Origin of the sequence: Leisingera aquimarina DSM 24565 (genome assembly GCF_000473165.1) — a bacterium.
Classification (GTDB): Bacteria; Pseudomonadota; Alphaproteobacteria; order Rhodobacterales; family Rhodobacteraceae; genus Leisingera; species Leisingera aquimarina.
On record NZ_KI421504.1, the window covers coordinates 2182741 to 2200022 of the forward strand.

The following is a 17282-nucleotide window of genomic DNA, read 5'->3' on the forward strand; positions in this document are numbered from 1 at the left end:
AGGCCGCTACACTCTGACTCAAGAGGCAAGAGTGGTTTATAAAATGTCCGACCCAGTTACCCATGCTGAGATCGAAGATGTATTGTCCTCAATCCGCCGCTTGGTGAGTGATGACAGCCGCAGCGGTCCTGCTGCGCCGGAGCCTGCAGCCCGGCTGGTTCTGACGCCCGCGCTGCGGGTGCAGGCGGACGGTCCTGACAGCCCCCGGGCACCTGATGATCCTGCAACTGATGATCCGGCAGCGGCAGAACCCGGGGCCGCGTCCGGCAGCTCCGGGCAGGCCGGGGATGGCTCTGATGCGGCGGCGTCAGCCGGCCCTTCAGAGACGGCGGGGGCCGGGGACGGCGCGTCCCTTCTGGAAGCGGAAGCCCCGATAGCCTTCCGGCACCGCAGCAACGTGGCTGAAACCACATCGCCCTTGGGTGACGGGCAGCCGGAGGTGGAGCGGGACACTGGTTTGCAGGCCGTCCAGACTGATCCGGGCCAATTGGACACAGGATACTTGGGCACAGACCGCTTGGATGCGGATCACCTGAGTTCAGACCCGGATGCAGGATCGAAACACCACCAACCGCAAGGCACGCCTGGTGCCGGGACAGACGCGCCTTGGGGCGACCCCAAGGCCACGCTTTTTGCCGCTGCCGCGGATGCGGAGCAGCCAGAGGGCGGCACAGACAATCTTGCTGTGGAAACTCCAGCGGACAGTCAGGTCCCGGAAAACAGTCAAGCCATTGAAACTGCCGGCGCCCGCGCCGCGTCAGTCGTGCGCAAAATTGCCGAGCTTGAGGCCCGCAGCGCCCGCGGGCAGGAGCAGGATCCGCAGCAATGGGAGCCGGACAGCCAGACGGAGGCTCCGTTTGCCAGTACTGTCACCGACACCATCGAATGGCGGGACGAACCGCTCTCAGCCCGCCGTGCCGCTCCGCAGGACGAGGACGGCGCATCCGCCGTTGCTGATGCATACCGGGACGCAGGGGCAGACGTATTGGCAGGACCCGGCGTCAACGACGGCAGCGCGGTTGCGAGGGCGGAAACGGTAGCCGAAGCTGCTGTGGCCGGGGCTGCGCTGGATTCTCTGGCCGAGGCTGGTGACGGATATCTTGACGAGGACAGCCTGCGCGATCTGGTGGCCAGTATCGTGCGCGAGGAATTGCAGGGTCCGCTGGGCGAGCGTATCACCCGCAACGTGCGCAAGCTGGTCCGCCGCGAAATCCACCGCGCGCTGGCCGCGCAGGATCTGCTCTAGACCCTGCGGCGGCCTGCTGAGCTTGCCCGCGGATGGGATGACGTTCCCAAAGGCGCACTTTGGTGCGCCTTTTTCTTTGGAGCTGTTGTGCAACCGAAGGGCAGGCCGCTCCGGAATGTCGCACTGCATGTGAAAAAGGGGCTGCTTCCGCCCGTTGGGCCCGGCGCCGCGCTCTGCGCGGCGCCGGGCCCAAGACCGCAGACGGGTCGGGCCGTGGCCAGAGCAAGCTGCGGACGCGGGAGGGCTTACCTTGCCCGATGGTGCCTTAGAACGTCACCGGCCGGGACAGCTCCAGCAGCTGGTCCAGATCCATATAGCGTTCCAGATGGTCTGCCAGTGCATCCAGCGTCTCCTCGACGCCGTCCTCATATCCGGTCTGACTTTCATGCCCCAGGCCGGCCAGCACCTTGGCGCGGAAGGCGTCAGAAGAAAACAGCCCGTGCAAATAGGATCCCTTCACCCGCCCGTCAGCAGAGGCCGCGCCCTCGGCCCGGCCATCGATGCTCAGCCAGGCACGGGCGCAGTCGGCCCCTGTGGTGCGGCCCATGTGGATCTCGTATCCGCTCACCGGCAGATTGCCGTCGCGGGTCACCGCCTCGGTCAGCGTGACACGCTTTTCGCCCGCCATCACCGTATGCACATCCAAGAGGCCCAGTCCCTCGACCTTTCCGGGCCGGCCGTCAACGCCTTCCGGGTCGTCGATGGTCTTGCCCAGCATCTGAAAGCCGCCGCATAGGCCCAGCACATGGCCGCCGCGGCGGTGATGCGCCAGAATGTCGATGTCCCAGCCTTGGCGGCGCAGATAGGCCAGATCGCCAATGGTCGACTTGCTGCCGGGCAGGATCACCAGATCCGCATCGGCGGGCAGGGCGCGGCCCGGCGGCACGATCTCCACCGTCACCTCAGGCTCGGCCGCCAACGGGTCCAGATCGTCGAAATTCGCCATCCGCTCCAGCTGCGGCACCACCACCTTGCAGGCGCCGCCCTGGCGCGAGGCGATGTCCATCATGTCCTCGGCCGGCAGTTTCCAGGCATCCCAGAACCACGGCACCACCCCCAAGCTGGGCCAGCCGGTGCGCGCGGCGATATCATCGCGGCCGCCGTCAAACAGGCTCAGCTCGCCGCGGAACCGGTTCACCATGAAGCCCGCAACCCGTTCCAGGTCCTGCGGCTCCAGCACCGCATGGGTGCCCACAATCTGGGCAATCACCCCGCCGCGGTGGATGTCTCCGGCAATCACCACCGGCACCTGCGCCGCACAGGCAAAGCCCATGTTGGCAATGTCATTCTTGCGCAGGTTGGTCTCAGCAGGCGATCCCGCGCCCTCGATCAACACTAGATCGGCGTCTGCGGCCAGCCGCCGGTAGCTCTCCAGCGCCGCCTCCAGCAGTCCGGATTTATCGCGCATGAACGACCCGGCACCTTGGGTGCCGCGGCGCTTGCCCTGCACGATCACCTGGGCGCCGGTATCGGTCTCGGGCTTCAGCAGCACCGGGTTCATGTCAGTATGGGGCGCCCGTTTGGCTGCACGCGCCTGCAGCGCCTGCGCCCGGCCAATCTCGCCGCCCTCGGGCGTGACGGCTGCGTTGTTCGACATGTTTTGCGGCTTGAATGGTGCCACCTTCAGCCCGCGCCGCACATAGGCCCGCGCAAGCCCAGCCACGATGAGCGATTTGCCGACATTGCTGCCGGTGCCCTGGATCATGATCGAACGCGCCCGTGTCATCCTGCTGCCATCTCCCTGCCTGCGCCCCTGTGTCAGAGGTCTGCATAGCAGCTTAGGCAGCGCCGTCCATGGGCGCTGTGCCGCAAGCGTCCCGCGGCAGCTGCCACGCGACAGTCTGCCCCTGCGGAAACCTTGGTGCGCAAAAGAAAAACGCGCCCCCAAAGGGCGCGCTTTTCGGCAATGCGGGGCAGAGGCCTTTTAGGCGGCTTCTGCCTGCGCAGCGTTGCGGCGTTCGCTTTCTTCACGCGACAGTGCAACCGAGGTCCGCACACCGCGGCCCACGAAGTCCATCAGGCCTTCCACAACCCGTTCGTTCGGGTCGATACCGGCGCAGGACAGCACTTCGCGGCCATCGCGCGAGCGTGCCCAGCGGGCGATCTGTTCCGGGCCATTGCCGTATTTCTTGTCGTCGGCGATGGCATCATCCAGTGCGGCCAGGACAACGGCTGCAAACAGTTTGCGGGCGCGGTTGCCTTGCTCGTTATTATAAGCGGTGCCGTCTACGAAATCTCGCATCTCGTATCCCTTGTTGTTCTTGCTATTGCAATTTTCGGCGTAGCGCTGCTTATGGCGGAATTGTGACGATTCGGATAGAGCGCAGATGCATAGCTTTCATGCAAATTGCGCATACCTTATTCACACAGTCTCCATACCATATCCTTGTCTTGCCAGCGATCAGCCTGCCAGATATAGGGTCTTGCAAGTTTTCAACAACCATCCGAAAGGCATTTTCCCATGCCCAAGATCAACGGTAACGAAATCCGTCCCGGAAACGTCCTGGAACATAATGGCGGTCTGTGGGCAGCGGTGAAGGTCGATCACGTCAAGCCCGGCAAGGGCGGCGCCTTTGCCCAGGTCGAACTGCGCAACCTGCGCAACGGCTCCAAGCTGAACGAACGCTTCCGCTCGGCGGACAAGGTCGAAAAGGTCCGGCTGGAACAGAAGGACCAGCAGTTCCTTTATGAAAGCGACGGCATGCTGGTTTTCATGGACACCGAAACCTACGAGCAGATCGAATTGCCAGCCGAGCTTTTGGGCGACCGCCGCCCATTCCTGCAGGACGGCATGACCATCGTTGTGGAATTCCACGAATCCGAGGCGCTGAACGCCACCGTGCCGCAGAAAGTGACCTGCCAGATCGTTGAGACCGAGCCGGTCGTCAAGGGCCAGACCGCGGCCAATTCTTTCAAGCCCGCGATCCTGGACAACGGCGTCAAGGTCATGGTGCCGCCGTTTGTCGGCCAGGACGAGATGATCGTTGTCAATACCGAGACCATGGAATATTCCGAACGCGCCTGAGCCGCACCGGAGTTGAGATCAGAAAACCCCGCTCCAACAGAGCGGGGTTTTCTTTTGGACCACCGTCATACGGCCTTCAATGCTGCACACACCCGGCCCGCCTTCAAGTGGCTGGATTGAGCTCAAACTGACGGATGCGGCGCAACTTTCAAAGGTCTGCGATTAAGGTCTGTCATGGTCAGGCAAAGCCCTTTTTGGTGTCACCGATCAGACCTGTTCGTTTGGACAAGACCTGATTTCGAAGGGCAAAGTTATGCCTGGTCGGGGCTTTGTTGCACAAATTTCCTGATGGGATTCATACCGTGTCTCCAGCATGGTAGCTTGGCGGCATGAGCAGTTGGAACCCCACGGCCTGCAAGACGACGAACCGGCAGGATTGCAATGATGCGCTGAAGCCGCGCAGGTCCTTGCCGGCCCGGTTTGAGCCCGGGATGATTTGAACACCGCCGCCGCATGGCAAACGGGGCCGGCAGCAGCGCTTCAGCAATGCCGCGGTTCAGACCTGCCTGACTTTGAAAGCTCTGTTCGGGATGCCCCAGCGGCAGAGTGAGCCAATGACGGTAGCACTGGTTCGATCCCGCTGGCGAACGGTTTGTGCAGAGCCTTCTGCAGTTGGTCGGGCTGGAGTGGCAGCGGCCGGATTTCAGCACGCTGTGCTGCAGGCGAAAGACGGTGAACGCCAGCCTGCCGTATCGGGGCGGCACCGGACCGCTCACCCTCCTGATCCCCTCCCGGTGGTGCTTGCATCGCCTGCCGGGCAGTGGACAGCACTGGCATCAAATCCGAAGGCGAAAGCGAATGGAATGCGCGCAAGCATGGAGGCCCCAAACACCACATCCACTGCCCGGCAGGGCATTGCGGAGCAATGCTCCGGGAAGGGGGCAAAATACACATCGGGGCCGACGGGAAAACGCTGGCAGTTCGGGCTGTGGAGGTCACCAGCAGCAGTGCCGGGGGGGGCGCCCAATGTCCGAATTTCGGGGAGTAGCCCAGACCCGCACCAATCCAAGAACTGAACGACACGATTGATAGCTTTTGGCCTATCGTCACCGAAGAGGAACTGGATCAATACATGATTTTGGAAAATGATCCGAAGTGGGGGCGGCAGGTGGTGACCTGCCCCTCCGCAAAATCCTTCGCCATGAAGTAGAGTCTGCCCAACTTATGTAGGAGCAGACGAATGCGTGAGAGCCGTTTCACCGAGGCGCAAATCATCCGCTGCCCGGCAGGCGATTGCGAAACAATCTGCCGGGAGGGTGGATGATTTAAGAACAGGAGTTCAAGCGTTAGGCAATTGATCCAGTGGATCAATTGTAGTGCCGAACGGGATGCCGGCAGCAGAGCTGTGCCGCCGGTACGGCCTGAGCCTGGCGACCTTTTACAAGCTGAAGTCCAAGCCTGGCGGCTTGGAGGTGTCGGAGGCCGCGCGGCTGAAGGCCTGGAAGATGAGAATGCCAAGCTTAAGCGGCTGCTGGCAGACCGGATGGTCGCAGGAAACAGCATAGCTGTCCTTGCCATAGAACAGCTTGCCCAGAATGTCGCGGTCAGCGGGCATGCGGATCGCCTTGCGGACGTGCGGATTGTCAAACGGGGCGTCCTCAGTGTTCATCACCAGGCCGGCCCAACGGCCCGACGGCACGGTAAAGTTCAGGCTGCTGGCAAACAGCGGAACCTGCTCGGCCGATACCCCAAAAAAACAGGTCGATATGACCGGCTTGCAGCGCGGCGACACGGGCGTCTTGGCCAGCGATTGCGAGCAGCTACAGGTATTCCACACCTGCTTTGCTGCCATAGCCGTTTTCAAAGCGCTTCATGGCGGTGGTGTCCAGAGCGTCCAGGTTGATCAGCTCGAACGGGCCGGTGCCGGCGCCGCTTTCGCATGGCGCACCCAGATCGCCGCTGCAGGCCCCGGCTTCCTGCATCTTGATGCAGTAGCCCATAGTCATCAGCGAAAAGTCTGGGTGGCTGTCCTTCAGAACGAATTTGACTGTCGGGGGCAACAGCTTCGGCATGGTCGATGATACCCATCACGCTTTTGGTCGGGCTGTTGATGGTCTCCGGCTGGGTGCGCATCAGTGAAAGCGACGTCCCCGGCGGTGAAGGCATTGCCGTAGTGGAATGTCACGCCCGGGCGCTGCCTGAAGATCCATTTCTTGGCGTCCGAAGTGGCCGGCCATTCCAGCGCCAGATCGGCAGAAGGGCGGCCGTCTTCGCCCTGGCGGACCAGGCGGGAATAGACGTTCTGGATGGCTTCGTAAAAGCGCTGCGGGGAGATCGGGTCCATCGGCGCAGATCTGCCAAATCCCAGCTCGTGCGGGATGCGCAGGGATTCAGCTGCGGTTGCGGTGCTGGCCTGAGCGATGGCAGCAGAAAGCAAAGCGGCTTTCTCATGGGTCTATCTTGGGGCGTGGCCGGCTGGAAAGAGTGGCGGCGAGATTGCGTGCCGCCGCAAATTGCCGGATTGAGTGAAATATTCGTGACGCGGGAAAGCCGGACCAGCGGCCGTATTCGTGCATTCACCGCTGTGCCTTGTTTTTCAGGTTTGAGAGAAGGCCGCAGTAATTTTTGTTTCCGGAGTTTCAAAAATTTTCAAAAGGTTCCCCAGAAAATATGCAGTCAACCAGGGGCTATCTTTCCGCCTTTGACGCAGCTGCGAGGCACCTGAACTTCACAATTTCTGCCCGGGAACCGGGCCGGTTAAAGGGACCGGTTGGTGCCCTCCCGCACTCCGAAAGGCTTCAGGAAGCCCGGATCGAAAATGGAGTGAGCTCCAGGGGGGGGGGCTCATCCGAATTACGGCATGAACTTTGCAGAATGCGGCGGAAAGCTGCATCCGGCTAGGGAATTGTTAGAGAGTGCAGCCTAAACCTGCCAGCAACATGCCCGCAATGAAGGTTCCGCACGAATGCTCCGACTTCCCAATTTTCTGTACCGTCTGCCTGTCCGTATCTATGCGCTGGCAGCGCTTGCACTCAGCCTGACTGCAGTGCTGACGTTCCTGCTGCTGTCGCAATCCGTCAAAAACGCCTATGAAATGCGTTATACAGAGCTGCACAACGTTACAGACACCGCAGTCAGCCTGCTGCGCGATCTGGAAGAAGGTGTGAAATCCGGCCGTTTCACCGAGGAGGAGGCCCGGGACATCGGCCGAGAGCGACTCACCGCTCTGCGTTTCGGCGATGCAGGTTATGTTTTTGTCTTCGACCATGATCTGGTGGTTCAGGCGCATCCGGTCGTGCCCGCCTGGAATGGCACCAACCAGGGCGCTTACGAAGATGTGACTGGTATGAAGGTGTTTCAGGAGCTGGAAAAAATTGCTGCCGCCAAAGGGGCAGGGGAGCTTACATATTACTTCAAGAAGCCGGATTCCGAAGTGATCGAAGCCAAGATCGGATATGTGCAGGCCTATGAACCCTGGGGCTGGATTGTCGGCACCGGCGCCTATGTCTCGGATATCGAGGCTGACGTGGCGCTGATGCGCAAGGAGGCGCTGATCATTCTGGGCATCAGCCTGGTGACGCTGTCGATCGCCGCCTATTTCATCACCCGCAGTGTCACCGGACCGTTGAACGGTCTCAAGTCCCGTATGCAGACCTTGGCCGATGGCGACACCGACAGTGAAATCCCCTCTGCCAATGCGCGCAGCGAAATGGGGGAGATTGCTCAAAGCCTCGATGTGTTCCGCCAGGCACTGATCCGTCAGAAAGATCTGGAGAAGGCCGAGCAGCTGCGCAATGAAAAGCGCAGCAATGTCGTGGGCGTGCTCAGCAGCAAACTGTCAGCCCTGTCGCAGGGGGACCTGACCGCGCAGATCACCGAGGTTTTTCCTGAGAATTACGAGCAGCTGCGCCAGGATTTCAACTCCTCCGCACAGAACCTCAGCGCCACGGTCGAGCAGGTGATTGCCGCGGCCGCCAGCATCCGCAGCGGTGCTGCAGAAATCAGCCAGGCTTCGGATGACCTGTCGCACCGCACCGAAAGCCAGGCCGCGACGCTGGAAGAAACCGCTGCCGCCCTGGATGAGCTGACCGCTTCGGTCAAATCGGCAGCCGAAGGCGCCCGCAGCGTCGAGGCTACCATGGAAGACGCCAAGGGCGAAGCCAGCACCAGCGGCGAAGTGGTGCAAAGCGCCGTGGCCGCGATGACCGAGATTGAGGAATCCTCGGCGCACATCTCGCAGATCATCTCGGTGATCGACGATATCGCCTTTCAAACCAACCTCTTGGCGCTGAACGCCGGGGTCGAGGCCGCCCGCGCAGGCGAGGCGGGCCGGGGCTTTGCTGTAGTCGCCTCCGAGGTGCGGGCGCTGGCGCAGCGGTCCTCGGATGCGGCGATGGAGATCAAGACCCTGATCGGCAACAGCTCCGGGCAGGTCGCCCGCGGCGTGGATCTGGTGGGCAAGGCGGGCGAAGCGCTGCAAAGCATCGTTTCGCAGGTCAGCCACATCTCGCAGCTGGTCTCCGGCATCGCCGAAGGCGCTGCCGAGCAGTCCACCGGTCTGAATGAGATCAACACCGGTGTCACCCAGCTGGATCAGGTCACCCAGCAGAACGCAGCCATGGTAGAACAGGCCACTGCGGCGGGCCATTTGCTGAAGACAGACGCCTCCAAGCTGAGCGATCTGGTGGCGCACTTCAAGATCCCCGGCGGCCGTATGGCGGCGGCGCCTGCCCAGGCGGTCAACGCACCGGCATCTGTGCCGTCTGCCCATGGCAGCGATGATTGGGACATGAAGGCCGCGCCGCAGCCCGCCCCGCAGCCTGTTGCCGCGACCGACGGCAATGCGGCCAAGAATATGTGGCAGGATTTCTAATCCATCTGCCACCGTTTGCTGAAATAAAAAACGCCCGGGGAATTCCCCGGGCGTTTTTTTGTTTCGGTCTGTCAGGACAGGTCAGCCGATGATCGCATTGAGCGTTGCCGAAGGGCGCATAACCTTGGCTTTCAGCTCGACACTTGGGCGGTAGTAGCCGCCAATGTTGGCTGCCGGGCCCTGGGCTGCGGCCAGTTCGGACAGGATTTGCTCTTCTTTTGCACCCAGCTCTTCGGCGATGGGTTTGAAATGCGTCGCCAGACCTTCGTCTTCGCTCTGGGCTGCCAGGGCCTCGGCCCAATAGCGGGCAAACCAGTAGTGGCTGTCGCGGTTGTCGGGCTGGCCCACCTTGCGTGAGGGCGAACGGTTGTGGTCGAGGATGCCTTGGGTGGCGTCCTCAGCCGCGCGGCCCAGCACGCCGGCCTTGGCGTTGCCTTTGACGTCGGCCAGAAAGTTCAGCGATTCCCCCAGAGCGCAGAATTCACCCATCGAATCCCAGCGCAGGTGGTTTTCTTCGACCAGCTGCTGAACGTGTTTCGGAGCAGAGCCGCCGGCACCGGTTTCAAACAGGCCGCCGCCCTGCATCAGCTTGACGATCGAAAGCATCTTGGCCGAGGTGCCCAGCTCCAGGATCGGGAACAGGTCGGTCAGATAGTCGCGCAGCACGTTGCCGGTGATGGCGATGCTGTCCTTGCCTGCGGTGATGGTTTCCAGCGACTGACGGGTGGCTTCGCGCGGCGCCAGGGTCTGGAAATTGCCGGCAACGCCGGCCGCCTCAAGCGCGGGCTGAACGTATTTGATCAGCTCGGCGTCATGGGCGCGGTTTACGTCCAGCCAGAAGATTGCCTCGGAGCCGGTCAGGCGCTGGCGGTCCATTGCCAGCTGGATCCAGTTCTCGATCGGCGCTTTCTTGACGGTGCAGGCGCGCCAGATGTCGCCGGTTTCCACGTCGTGTGAATGCAGCGTCTCGCCGTTTGCCAGCACGATGCGGATGGTGCCGTCTGCGGGAGCCTCGAAGGTGGTGGGGTGGGAGCCGTATTCCTCAGCCTTCTGCGCCATCAGGCCTACGTTGGCCACGGCGCCTGCTGTGGTCACGTCCAGCGCACCGTTGGCTTTGAAGAAGCTGATGGTCTCGTCATAGACGGTGGCATAGCAGCGGTCGGGGATCACGCAGTTGGTGTCGCCCTTGTTGCCGTTCTGATCCCAGCCTTTGCCGCCGGCCCGGATCACCGCGGGCATGGAGGCGTCGATGATCACGTCCGACGGCACATGCAGGTTGGTGATGCCCTTGTCGCTGTCCACCATGTACATGCCGGGACGCTCAGCGCGCACCGCTTCGATGGCGGCGGTGATTTCGGCGTTGCCTTTGACGCGTTCCAAGAGGTCGCCCATGCCGGAGTTCGGGTTCACACCCAGGGCATCAAGCTCGGCGCCGAATTTCTCGAACACCGGTGCCAGCCAAGCCTTCACCGCGTGGCCGAAGATGATCGGGTCGGAGACCTTCATCATGGTGGCCTTCATGTGCAGCGAGAACATGGTGCTGTCGGATTTGGTGTCGGCAATCGCTTCGCCCAGGAAGGAGGCCAGCGCCTTCACGGACATGAAGGTGGCGTCGGCCACGGTGCCGTCTTCCAGCGGCCAGCCGTCTTTCAGCATGGTGACAGCGCCGTCTTTGGCGACGAATTCAATTTTCGCGGCGCCGGCTTGATCTGCAGTGATGGTGGCGGATTTCTCGTTTGCATAGAAATCGTTGCCCGGCATAGACGACACTTTGGTTTTGCTGTCTGCCGACCATGCGCCCATAGAATGCGGGTTGTTTTGGGCAAAATTCTTCACCGCCTTGGCGGCGCGGCGGTCGGAATTGCCTTCGCGCAGAACCGGGTTCACCGCCGAGCCTTTGATGGCGTCAAAACGCGCGCGGACGTCCTTTTCGGCTTCGGTAGAGGGTTCATAGGGGTAGTCCGGAATGGCATAGCCCTGACCCTGCAGCTCCGTGATGGCGGCGACCAGCTGCGGCACCGAGGCAGAGACATTGGGCAGCTTGATGACATTGGCGTCCGGGGTCTTCACTAGCTGGCCCAGCTCGGCCAGATCATCGCTTTGGCGCTGTTCTGCGGTCAGACCTTCCGGGAAGGCGGCGATGATGCGGCCTGCAAGCGAAATATCTTTGGTGCCGACAGAGACGCCGGCGGCGGCGGCGAACTTGCGAATGATCGGCAGGAAGGATGCCGAGGCCAGTTCGGGCGCTTCGTCTACAATGGTATACAATATGTCCGGGGTTTGATTTTCTGCCATGTTCCACAACCTTTCAGCGATCTCGGAGGCTTATTGGGCATCAGCACGGACAAGCCGCGCCGGTTTCGGGTATTCCGGTGCTGCCGCGGCGGCGCCTTGAAAATAGGCGGAACCCGGCCTGGCAGCCAATGGTATGGCCCCCATGTAGAACACGATTGCTGCGGGTGCAATGGTTTGGCGCACCTGCACCCCGCGCGGATTGCCGCGGCTTTGGGTTTCGGGCAGGGAAGGGACCGGCCAGGAGGGGCGCTGCCCCTCTTGGGCCTTTGGCCCAATTCACCCCGGAGTATTTCTGAAAAGGAGAAGCGGGAAGGAGCAGCAAGGATATCAAGGATATAGGGAGCTGGAGGCTATTCGCGCAGCTCATCGGGGGCGACGCCCCAGAGTTTTTTCTTCGGCGCCCAGCCGCTGTAGCCGCCGGCCGAAATCTCGCACCAGCTGGTTTTGCACTCGCCAAGCCGGGCCACCACACCCAACTCAAACGCGGCGGTCACGGGCGCGCGGGTGTCGGGGCGGGAGTGCACGGTCAGCATGTCTTCTTCGATCAGCACGGTGCGCGCACCCGACAGGAGCGCGTAATGCACCCAGCCGCCGGCGCCGTCGCGGTCTTGCACCCGGCGCCAGTGGCCGTATTCCGCGGTGATTTCCAGCGGCATGCCGCGGCGTTTGAACACCCAGTCGATCTTATGGGTCAGCGACGGGCCGCGGCGCACATTGCCCTTGGCAGCCTTCATTGAGACATAGCGGGGCAGCGGCAGGTTGGTGACAGGGCCGCGGGATTCGGCGGCGCAAACAGCGCCCGTCAGCGCAAGAGATACCGCTGCCGCTGCCAGATGGCGCATTGCCATTGCCGCTTTTTTCACTGCCTGCACGCCTCTTTTGCCCAGCCGGGTCAGGCCCAGCCTCTTGTTCCGGTCTTCTGCCCGCCCTTTTGCCCTGGCCGGGAAATTTCCGGCCTGCGGCAAGGGAGTTGCGCTTGGGTTCTTGTGCCCGTCCGCGTCCTGCGCCACGATGCCATGGAGGCGTGCGGAATGAAAAGCCCAAGGGAGAGCGCAAGTGCCAAGAGACCGACTGAGTGTTGTTGTTACGCGACGGTTGCCGGAACCTGTGGAGACGCGGCTGAGCGAGCTGTTTGATGTGCGCCTGCGCGAGGATGACGCGCCGATGACGCGGGCCGAGCTGGCCGCGGCGGTGAAGGATGCCGATGTGCTGGTGCCCACGGTCACCGATACCATTGATGCAGGGATCCTGGGTCAGGCGGGTGAGCGGCTGCGGCTGATTGCCAACTACGGCGCGGGCGTCGATCATATTGATGTATCCACCGCCCGCCAGCGCGGCATTCTGGTCTCCAACACGCCCGGCGTGCTGACCGATGATACCGCCGACATGGCGATGGCGCTGATCATGGCGGTGGTGCGCCGCATGCCCGAAGGGCTGGCGGTGATGCAAAAAGGCGACTGGCAGGGCTGGGCGCCCACAGCACTGTTGGGCGGGCGGATTGCCGGGCGGCGTCTTGGCATCCTTGGCATGGGCCGGATCGGCCAAGCCGTGGCCAAACGCGCTGCCGCCTTCGGCATGCAAGTCCATTACCACAACCGCCGCCGTCTGCGCCCCGAGACGGAAGACGCACTGGAAGCCACCTATTGGGAGAGCCTCGATCAGATGGTGGCGCGGATGGATGTGATCTCCATCAACTGCCCCTCGACACCCTCCACCTTTCATTTGATGAATGCGCGGCGGCTGAAGCTGATGAAGCCTTCGGCGGTGATCGTGAACACCTCGCGCGGCGAGGTGATCGACGAACACGCTCTGACCCGGATGCTTCGCGCGGATGAGATCGCCGGTGCGGGCCTCGACGTCTATGAACACGGCACCGACATCAACCCGCGCCTGCGCGAGCTGCCCAATGTGGTGCTGCTGCCGCATATGGGCTCCGCCACCATCGAGGGCCGAATCGAGATGGGCGAGAAGGTGCTGTTGAATATCAAGACCTTCGAGGATGGCCATCGCCCGCCGGATCAGGTGGTGCCGTCGATGCTGTAACTGCCCGCTCTCCGGGCCGGAATTTGAGAAAGGACTTTTCCATGAGACACTTGATTCTGGCCTGTATCGTCGGCGCCGGCAGTGCCGCTGCGCAGGAGGCCGCCGACGCTGTGGCCCCAGAAGGGGCAACTGCCGGCACGTTTGAGGCACTCTCAGCGGAAGCCGCCGCGGCGCTGGAGGTCAAGTCCGCAGGCCAGCCTGTAGAAGCCGAAAACTGGATGGTCGCTGCTGCTAATCCGCACGCTGTTGAAGCTGGCGCAGCTATGCTGCGCGCAGGCGGCAGCGCGGCGGATGCGATGGTGGCGGTGCAGACTGTTCTGGGCCTGGTGGAGCCGCAGTCCTCAGGCCTTGGCGGCGGTGCGTTTCTTGTTTGGTATGACGCTGCCACGGGAGAGCTGACCACGCTGGACGGGCGCGAGACCGCGCCGCTGGATGCCACGCCAACCTTGTTTCAGGAAGAAAACGGCGAGCCGTTGAAATTCTTTGATGCGGTTGTCGGTGGCCGGTCCGTCGGCACGCCGGGCACGCCCGCGCTGCTGGAAACCGCGCACCGGCGCTGGGGCCGCGCCAACTGGCCGTCGCTGTTTGAACCGGCGATCCAGCTGGCTGAGGAAGGTTTTTCTGTCTCCCCGCGGCTGGCAGGGCTGGTGGCAGACGATGCAGAGCGGCTGGCGCGCTTCCCAGCCACCGCGGATTACTTCCTGCCGGACGGCGCCCCCATTGCCGAAGGCGCGACGCTGCTGAACCCGGACTATGCCGCCACCTTGCGGGCGCTGGCCCAGGGCGGGGCAGGGGCGTTTTACACCGGTTCCATCGCAGCAGAAATCATCCGGACCGTGACCACAGCCAAAGGCAACCCGGGCGTGCTGTCCGCCACCGATCTGGCGCTGTACCAGGTCAAGGAACGCCCGGCCGTCTGCGCCGCCTACCGCGACTTTGAGACCTGCGGCATGGGGCCGCCGTCCTCCGGCGCGCTGACGGTGGGGCAGATCCTGGGGATGTTGAACTCTTATGATCTGGCCGCATTGGGGGCCGAAAGCGCCGAGGCCTGGCGGTTGATCGGCGATGCTTCGCGGCTCGCCTTTGCCGACCGGGGCCGCTACATGGCGGACAGCGATTTTGTGCCAGTGCCGGCGCACGGGCTGGTGGCAGCGGATTACCTCGCCAGCCGGGCAGAGCTGCTGCAAGGCCATGATGCCTTGCCCGAGGTGGCGCCGGGGGCGCCGGAATTCGATCACGCCCTGATGCTGGCGGATGACGAGTCGATTGAGCTGCCCTCGACCTCGCATATTTCTATTGTCGACCAGTACGGCAACGTGCTGTCGATGACGACGACAATTGAAAACGCCTTTGGCTCCCGGCTGATGGCGGCGGGATTCCTGTTGAACAATGAGCTGACGGATTTCTCCTTCCGCACCCATGTCAATGGCGTGCCCATAGCCAACCGTCTGGAGCCGGGCAAACGGCCGCGTTCCTCGATGGCACCGACGATCGTGCTGCGGGACGGCAAGCCGGTGCTGGCCATCGGCTCCCCCGGCGGCAGCCGCATCATCGGCTATGTAGCGAAATCCATCGTGGCTTGGGCCGACTGGGAGATGGATATCCAGCAGGCCCTGGCGCTGCCGCATCTGGTCAACCGGTTCGGCACCTATGATCTGGAGGCACGCACCAGCGCCGAGGGGCTGGAAGAGGCGCTGACGGATATGGGGTATGAGGTCAATATCCGCGATCTGACCTCCGGCCTGCACGCGATAGAGATTGGCGAGGGGCTGAAGGGGGCTGCGGATCCTAGGCGTGAAGGGATCGCGCTGGGCGGTTAGCCTGTATCGTACGTCCGCCAGGCCGGGCAGCAGCAGCCCTACGGGGTTCTGGGTATTGCAGAACTGTAAGTGCGGGGCGTAGGTTAACAGGTGAAGTTCCGGGCTCTGTGCCCTGACCCCGAGGAGACCTAACATGGTGCAAGCCACCTCACTGCCGCGCAACGAGGCCGGGATCGCCGCCGCCGTCGAGACGCTGCAACAGCGCTTTGGCGACCAGCTGCAGACCGGCCAGGCCATCTGTGAGCAGCACGGCCACACCACCACTTGGATCACCAACCAGGCGCCCGATGCAGTGGTCTTTCCCACGTCCGCAGACGAAGTGTCGGAGATCCTCCAGACTTGCGCCGAATACGGAGTGCCAGTCATCCCCTTCGGCACGGGCACCTCACTGGAGGGCCATGTGAATGCCCCCGCGGGCGGCATCTGCATCGACATGATGCGGATGGACAGTATCATTGCCGTCCACGCCGAAGACCTCGACGTGGTGGTGCAGCCGGGCGTTACCCGCGAACAGCTCAATACCTACTTGCGCGATAAGGGGCTGTTTTTCCCGATTGATCCCGGCGCCAATGCCTCGCTTGGCGGCATGGCGGCGACGCGGGCCTCGGGCACCAACGCGGTGCGCTATGGCACCATGAAGGACAACGTGCTGGCGCTTGAGGCGGTGATGGCCGACGGCAGCGTGATCCGCACTGCCCAGCGGGCCAAGAAATCTTCGGCCGGCTATGACCTCACCCGTCTTCTTGTCGGCAGTGAAGGCACCCTGGGTCTGATCACTGAACTGACCCTGAAGCTGCAGGGCATCCCTGAGGCGATCCGCTCCGCCCGCTGCTCCTTCCGCTCGGTGGACGACGCCTGCCGGGCGGTGATGATGACCATTCAATACGGCATCCCTGTTGCCCGGATCGAATTGCTGGATGCGCTGAGCGTGCGCGCCGCCAATGCCTATTCCGGCCTCGACCTGCCGGAAACCCCGCTGCTCTTGCTGGAATTCCACGGCTCGGACGCGGGCGTCGTGGAACAGTCGGAGATGTTTACCTCCATCGCCGAGGAATTCGGCGGCTTTGATGCAGCGGCAACCTCAACAGCCGAGGAGCGCAACAAGCTGTGGCAGGCGCGCCATGACATGTATTGGGCCAGCCTGCAGCTGCGCCCGGGCGCCAAGGGGATCTCCACCGACGTCTGCGTGCCGATCTCCCGCCTAGCGGAATGCGTCGGCGCTGCGCGAGACAAAGCCGAGAGCATGGGACTGATGGCGCCGATTGTCGGCCATGTGGGCGACGGCAATTTTCATGCGCTGCTGCTGATCGATATGGACAGCGGGATCGAGCGGCAGAAGGCGGATGATTATGTCGGCTGGCTGAACGACCTGGCGATCTCGATGGACGGAACCTGCACCGGAGAACACGGCATCGGTCAGGGCAAACGGCCCTACCTGCAGAAGGAACTAGGCGAAACCATCCGCTACATGGCAGCCATAAAGGCCGCACTTGATCCGGAGAATATCATGAACCCGGGCAAGATCCTGGAGATGTGAGCCGCAGGAGCCGCCTGCAGTCCATGCTGGATCAGCGGCGGAATTTGAGTATTTTGAAGAAGATGAAGCGCAACCCTGCCTCTTCATCTTTTCTCAAGTACTCACTGCCCGGCGGCGGCACCGGGACGCAGGGCCAAGGTGTTGCGCATCCGGCGCGCGCGTGCCTCACCGCATTTTAAACCCGCTCTGCCATGATCCTGCTTGATCGCGGTCACCGCCGGGCCTGACACCCCCGGCATTTGGAACAGGGCCCTTTGGCGAGGGCACGCAGAGACAACGTTCAGCTTGCGGGAGGAACCTCCCGTCCCGCCTCCGCCTGTTGGCGGCGCCGCCACTCCTTACTGCTGACGATCAAAGCATCAGACAGCACCCACGGATCAGCACCGGCAGAATGCAGCAGCAACCGGCAGGGCAGTGGCAATTGCAAAGTACTCTTCCCTGAATTGCCGGAATAGTGCCGCAATTCTGCGCCGGGTCCTGATTTGGGATAAAGCCGGAGCGTT

At 62.7% G+C, this 17282-nt stretch carries 13 protein-coding genes and 2 pseudogenes; 10 read left to right on the forward strand and 5 right to left on the reverse strand.

Annotated elements, in window-relative coordinates:
• Window positions 1-43 precede the first annotated feature (43 nt).
• Window positions 44-1246: a hypothetical protein gene (locus AQUI_RS29315; RefSeq protein WP_051371908.1), complete on the forward strand. Its 1203-nt coding sequence runs from the start codon at window positions 44-46 to the stop codon at window positions 1244-1246.
• A 265-nt stretch (window positions 1247-1511) separates the two neighbouring features.
• Here AQUI_RS29315 and AQUI_RS0114905 read toward each other — a convergent pair whose 3' ends face one another.
• Complete coding sequence (locus tag AQUI_RS0114905; RefSeq protein WP_027258215.1) at window positions 1512-2972, reverse strand: cobyric acid synthase; 1461 nt, start codon at window positions 2970-2972, stop codon at window positions 1512-1514.
• A gap of 198 nt (window positions 2973-3170) precedes the next feature.
• A complete protein-coding gene (locus AQUI_RS0114910; protein WP_008556013.1) occupies window positions 3171-3488 on the reverse strand; it encodes a DUF6280 family protein in 318 nt (105 codons plus the stop codon).
• Between the two features lie 219 nt (window positions 3489-3707).
• Between AQUI_RS0114910 and efp the strand changes: the two genes are divergently transcribed.
• From efp to AQUI_RS30100, 3 genes and pseudogenes are all read left to right on the forward strand, one after another.
• On the forward strand, window positions 3708-4271 hold the full coding sequence (gene efp, locus AQUI_RS0114915) for an elongation factor P (protein ID WP_027258216.1): 564 nt from the start codon (window positions 3708-3710) through the stop codon (window positions 4269-4271).
• 329 nt (window positions 4272-4600) lie between these two features.
• A pseudogene (locus AQUI_RS30095) lies at window positions 4601-5244 on the forward strand (transposase); the annotation flags it as partial.
• 337 nt (window positions 5245-5581) lie between these two features.
• A pseudogene (locus AQUI_RS30100) lies at window positions 5582-5760 on the forward strand (transposase); the annotation flags it as partial.
• Window positions 5761-6031: 271 nt separating this feature from the next.
• Here the strand turns inward: AQUI_RS30100 and AQUI_RS30800 are convergent.
• Entirely contained in the window at window positions 6032-6283 is a 252-nt protein-coding gene (locus tag AQUI_RS30800; protein ID WP_156916837.1) for a hypothetical protein, read from the reverse strand.
• 5 nt (window positions 6284-6288) lie between these two features.
• Here AQUI_RS30800 and AQUI_RS31260 point away from each other — a divergent pair, with 5 nt between their 5' ends.
• Together AQUI_RS31260 and AQUI_RS0114945 are read left to right on the forward strand one after the other, a co-directional pair.
• Window positions 6289-6936 (forward strand): hypothetical protein, encoded by a 648-nt coding sequence (locus AQUI_RS31260; protein WP_169730798.1) that lies wholly within the window; start codon window positions 6289-6291, stop codon window positions 6934-6936.
• Window positions 6937-7176: 240 nt separating this feature from the next.
• A complete protein-coding gene (locus tag AQUI_RS0114945; protein ID WP_027258220.1) occupies window positions 7177-9084 on the forward strand; it encodes a methyl-accepting chemotaxis protein in 1908 nt (635 codons plus the stop codon).
• A gap of 81 nt (window positions 9085-9165) precedes the next feature.
• On the opposite strand, the gene AQUI_RS0114950 is transcribed toward AQUI_RS0114945, so the two are convergent.
• Both AQUI_RS0114950 and AQUI_RS0114955 read right to left on the reverse strand, forming a co-directional pair.
• Window positions 9166-11379 (reverse strand): NADP-dependent isocitrate dehydrogenase, encoded by a 2214-nt coding sequence (locus tag AQUI_RS0114950; RefSeq protein WP_027258221.1) that lies wholly within the window; start codon window positions 11377-11379, stop codon window positions 9166-9168.
• A 350-nt stretch (window positions 11380-11729) separates the two neighbouring features.
• Window positions 11730-12227, reverse strand: coding sequence for an SH3 domain-containing protein (locus AQUI_RS0114955; protein WP_027258222.1), 498 nt, complete (start codon window positions 12225-12227; stop codon window positions 11730-11732).
• Window positions 12228-12435: 208 nt separating this feature from the next.
• On the opposite strand from AQUI_RS0114955, the gene AQUI_RS0114960 reads away from it, so the two are divergent.
• The 4 genes from AQUI_RS0114960 to AQUI_RS30805 all read left to right on the forward strand — a co-directional run bounded on the left by AQUI_RS0114960 (window position 12436) and on the right by AQUI_RS30805 (window position 16958).
• On the forward strand, window positions 12436-13422 hold the full coding sequence (locus AQUI_RS0114960; RefSeq protein ID WP_027258223.1) for a 2-hydroxyacid dehydrogenase: 987 nt from the start codon (window positions 12436-12438) through the stop codon (window positions 13420-13422).
• Between the two features lie 41 nt (window positions 13423-13463).
• Window positions 13464-15242, forward strand: coding sequence for a gamma-glutamyltransferase (gene ggt, locus AQUI_RS0114965; protein WP_027258224.1), 1779 nt, complete (start codon window positions 13464-13466; stop codon window positions 15240-15242).
• A 133-nt stretch (window positions 15243-15375) separates the two neighbouring features.
• On the forward strand, window positions 15376-16779 hold the full coding sequence (locus AQUI_RS0114970) for an FAD-binding oxidoreductase (RefSeq protein WP_027258225.1): 1404 nt from the start codon (window positions 15376-15378) through the stop codon (window positions 16777-16779).
• Window positions 16780-16802: 23 nt separating this feature from the next.
• Window positions 16803-16958 carry a hypothetical protein gene (locus AQUI_RS30805; RefSeq protein WP_156916839.1) on the forward strand — a complete coding sequence of 52 codons (156 nt, stop codon included), beginning with the start codon at window positions 16803-16805 and terminating at the stop codon, window positions 16956-16958.
• The last annotated feature ends 324 nt before the right edge of the window (window positions 16959-17282 follow it).

Excerpts from the sequence above, each read along its gene's own strand:
- AQUI_RS0114905 (WP_027258215.1), bottom strand. The coding sequence starts at position 2,972 with ATGACACGGGCGCGTTCGATCATGATCCAGGGCACCGGCAGCAATGTC.
- AQUI_RS30805 (WP_156916839.1), top strand. The coding sequence starts at position 16,803 with ATGCTGGATCAGCGGCGGAATTTGAGTATTTTGAAGAAGATGAAGCGC.
- AQUI_RS29315 (WP_051371908.1), top strand. The coding sequence starts at position 44 with ATGTCCGACCCAGTTACCCATGCTGAGATCGAAGATGTATTGTCCTCA.
- AQUI_RS0114970 (WP_027258225.1), top strand. The coding sequence starts at position 15,376 with ATGGTGCAAGCCACCTCACTGCCGCGCAACGAGGCCGGGATCGCCGCC.
- AQUI_RS31260 (WP_169730798.1), top strand. The coding sequence starts at position 6,289 with ATGATACCCATCACGCTTTTGGTCGGGCTGTTGATGGTCTCCGGCTGG.
- AQUI_RS0114910 (WP_008556013.1), bottom strand. The coding sequence starts at position 3,488 with ATGCGAGATTTCGTAGACGGCACCGCTTATAATAACGAGCAAGGCAAC.
- AQUI_RS0114950 (WP_027258221.1), bottom strand. The coding sequence starts at position 11,379 with ATGGCAGAAAATCAAACCCCGGACATATTGTATACCATTGTAGACGAA.
- AQUI_RS0114955 (WP_027258222.1), bottom strand. The coding sequence starts at position 12,227 with ATGGCAATGCGCCATCTGGCAGCGGCAGCGGTATCTCTTGCGCTGACG.
- ggt (WP_027258224.1), top strand. The coding sequence starts at position 13,464 with ATGAGACACTTGATTCTGGCCTGTATCGTCGGCGCCGGCAGTGCCGCT.
- AQUI_RS30800 (WP_156916837.1), bottom strand. The coding sequence starts at position 6,283 with ATGCCGAAGCTGTTGCCCCCGACAGTCAAATTCGTTCTGAAGGACAGC.
- efp (WP_027258216.1), top strand. The coding sequence starts at position 3,708 with ATGCCCAAGATCAACGGTAACGAAATCCGTCCCGGAAACGTCCTGGAA.
- AQUI_RS0114945 (WP_027258220.1), top strand. The coding sequence starts at position 7,177 with ATGCTCCGACTTCCCAATTTTCTGTACCGTCTGCCTGTCCGTATCTAT.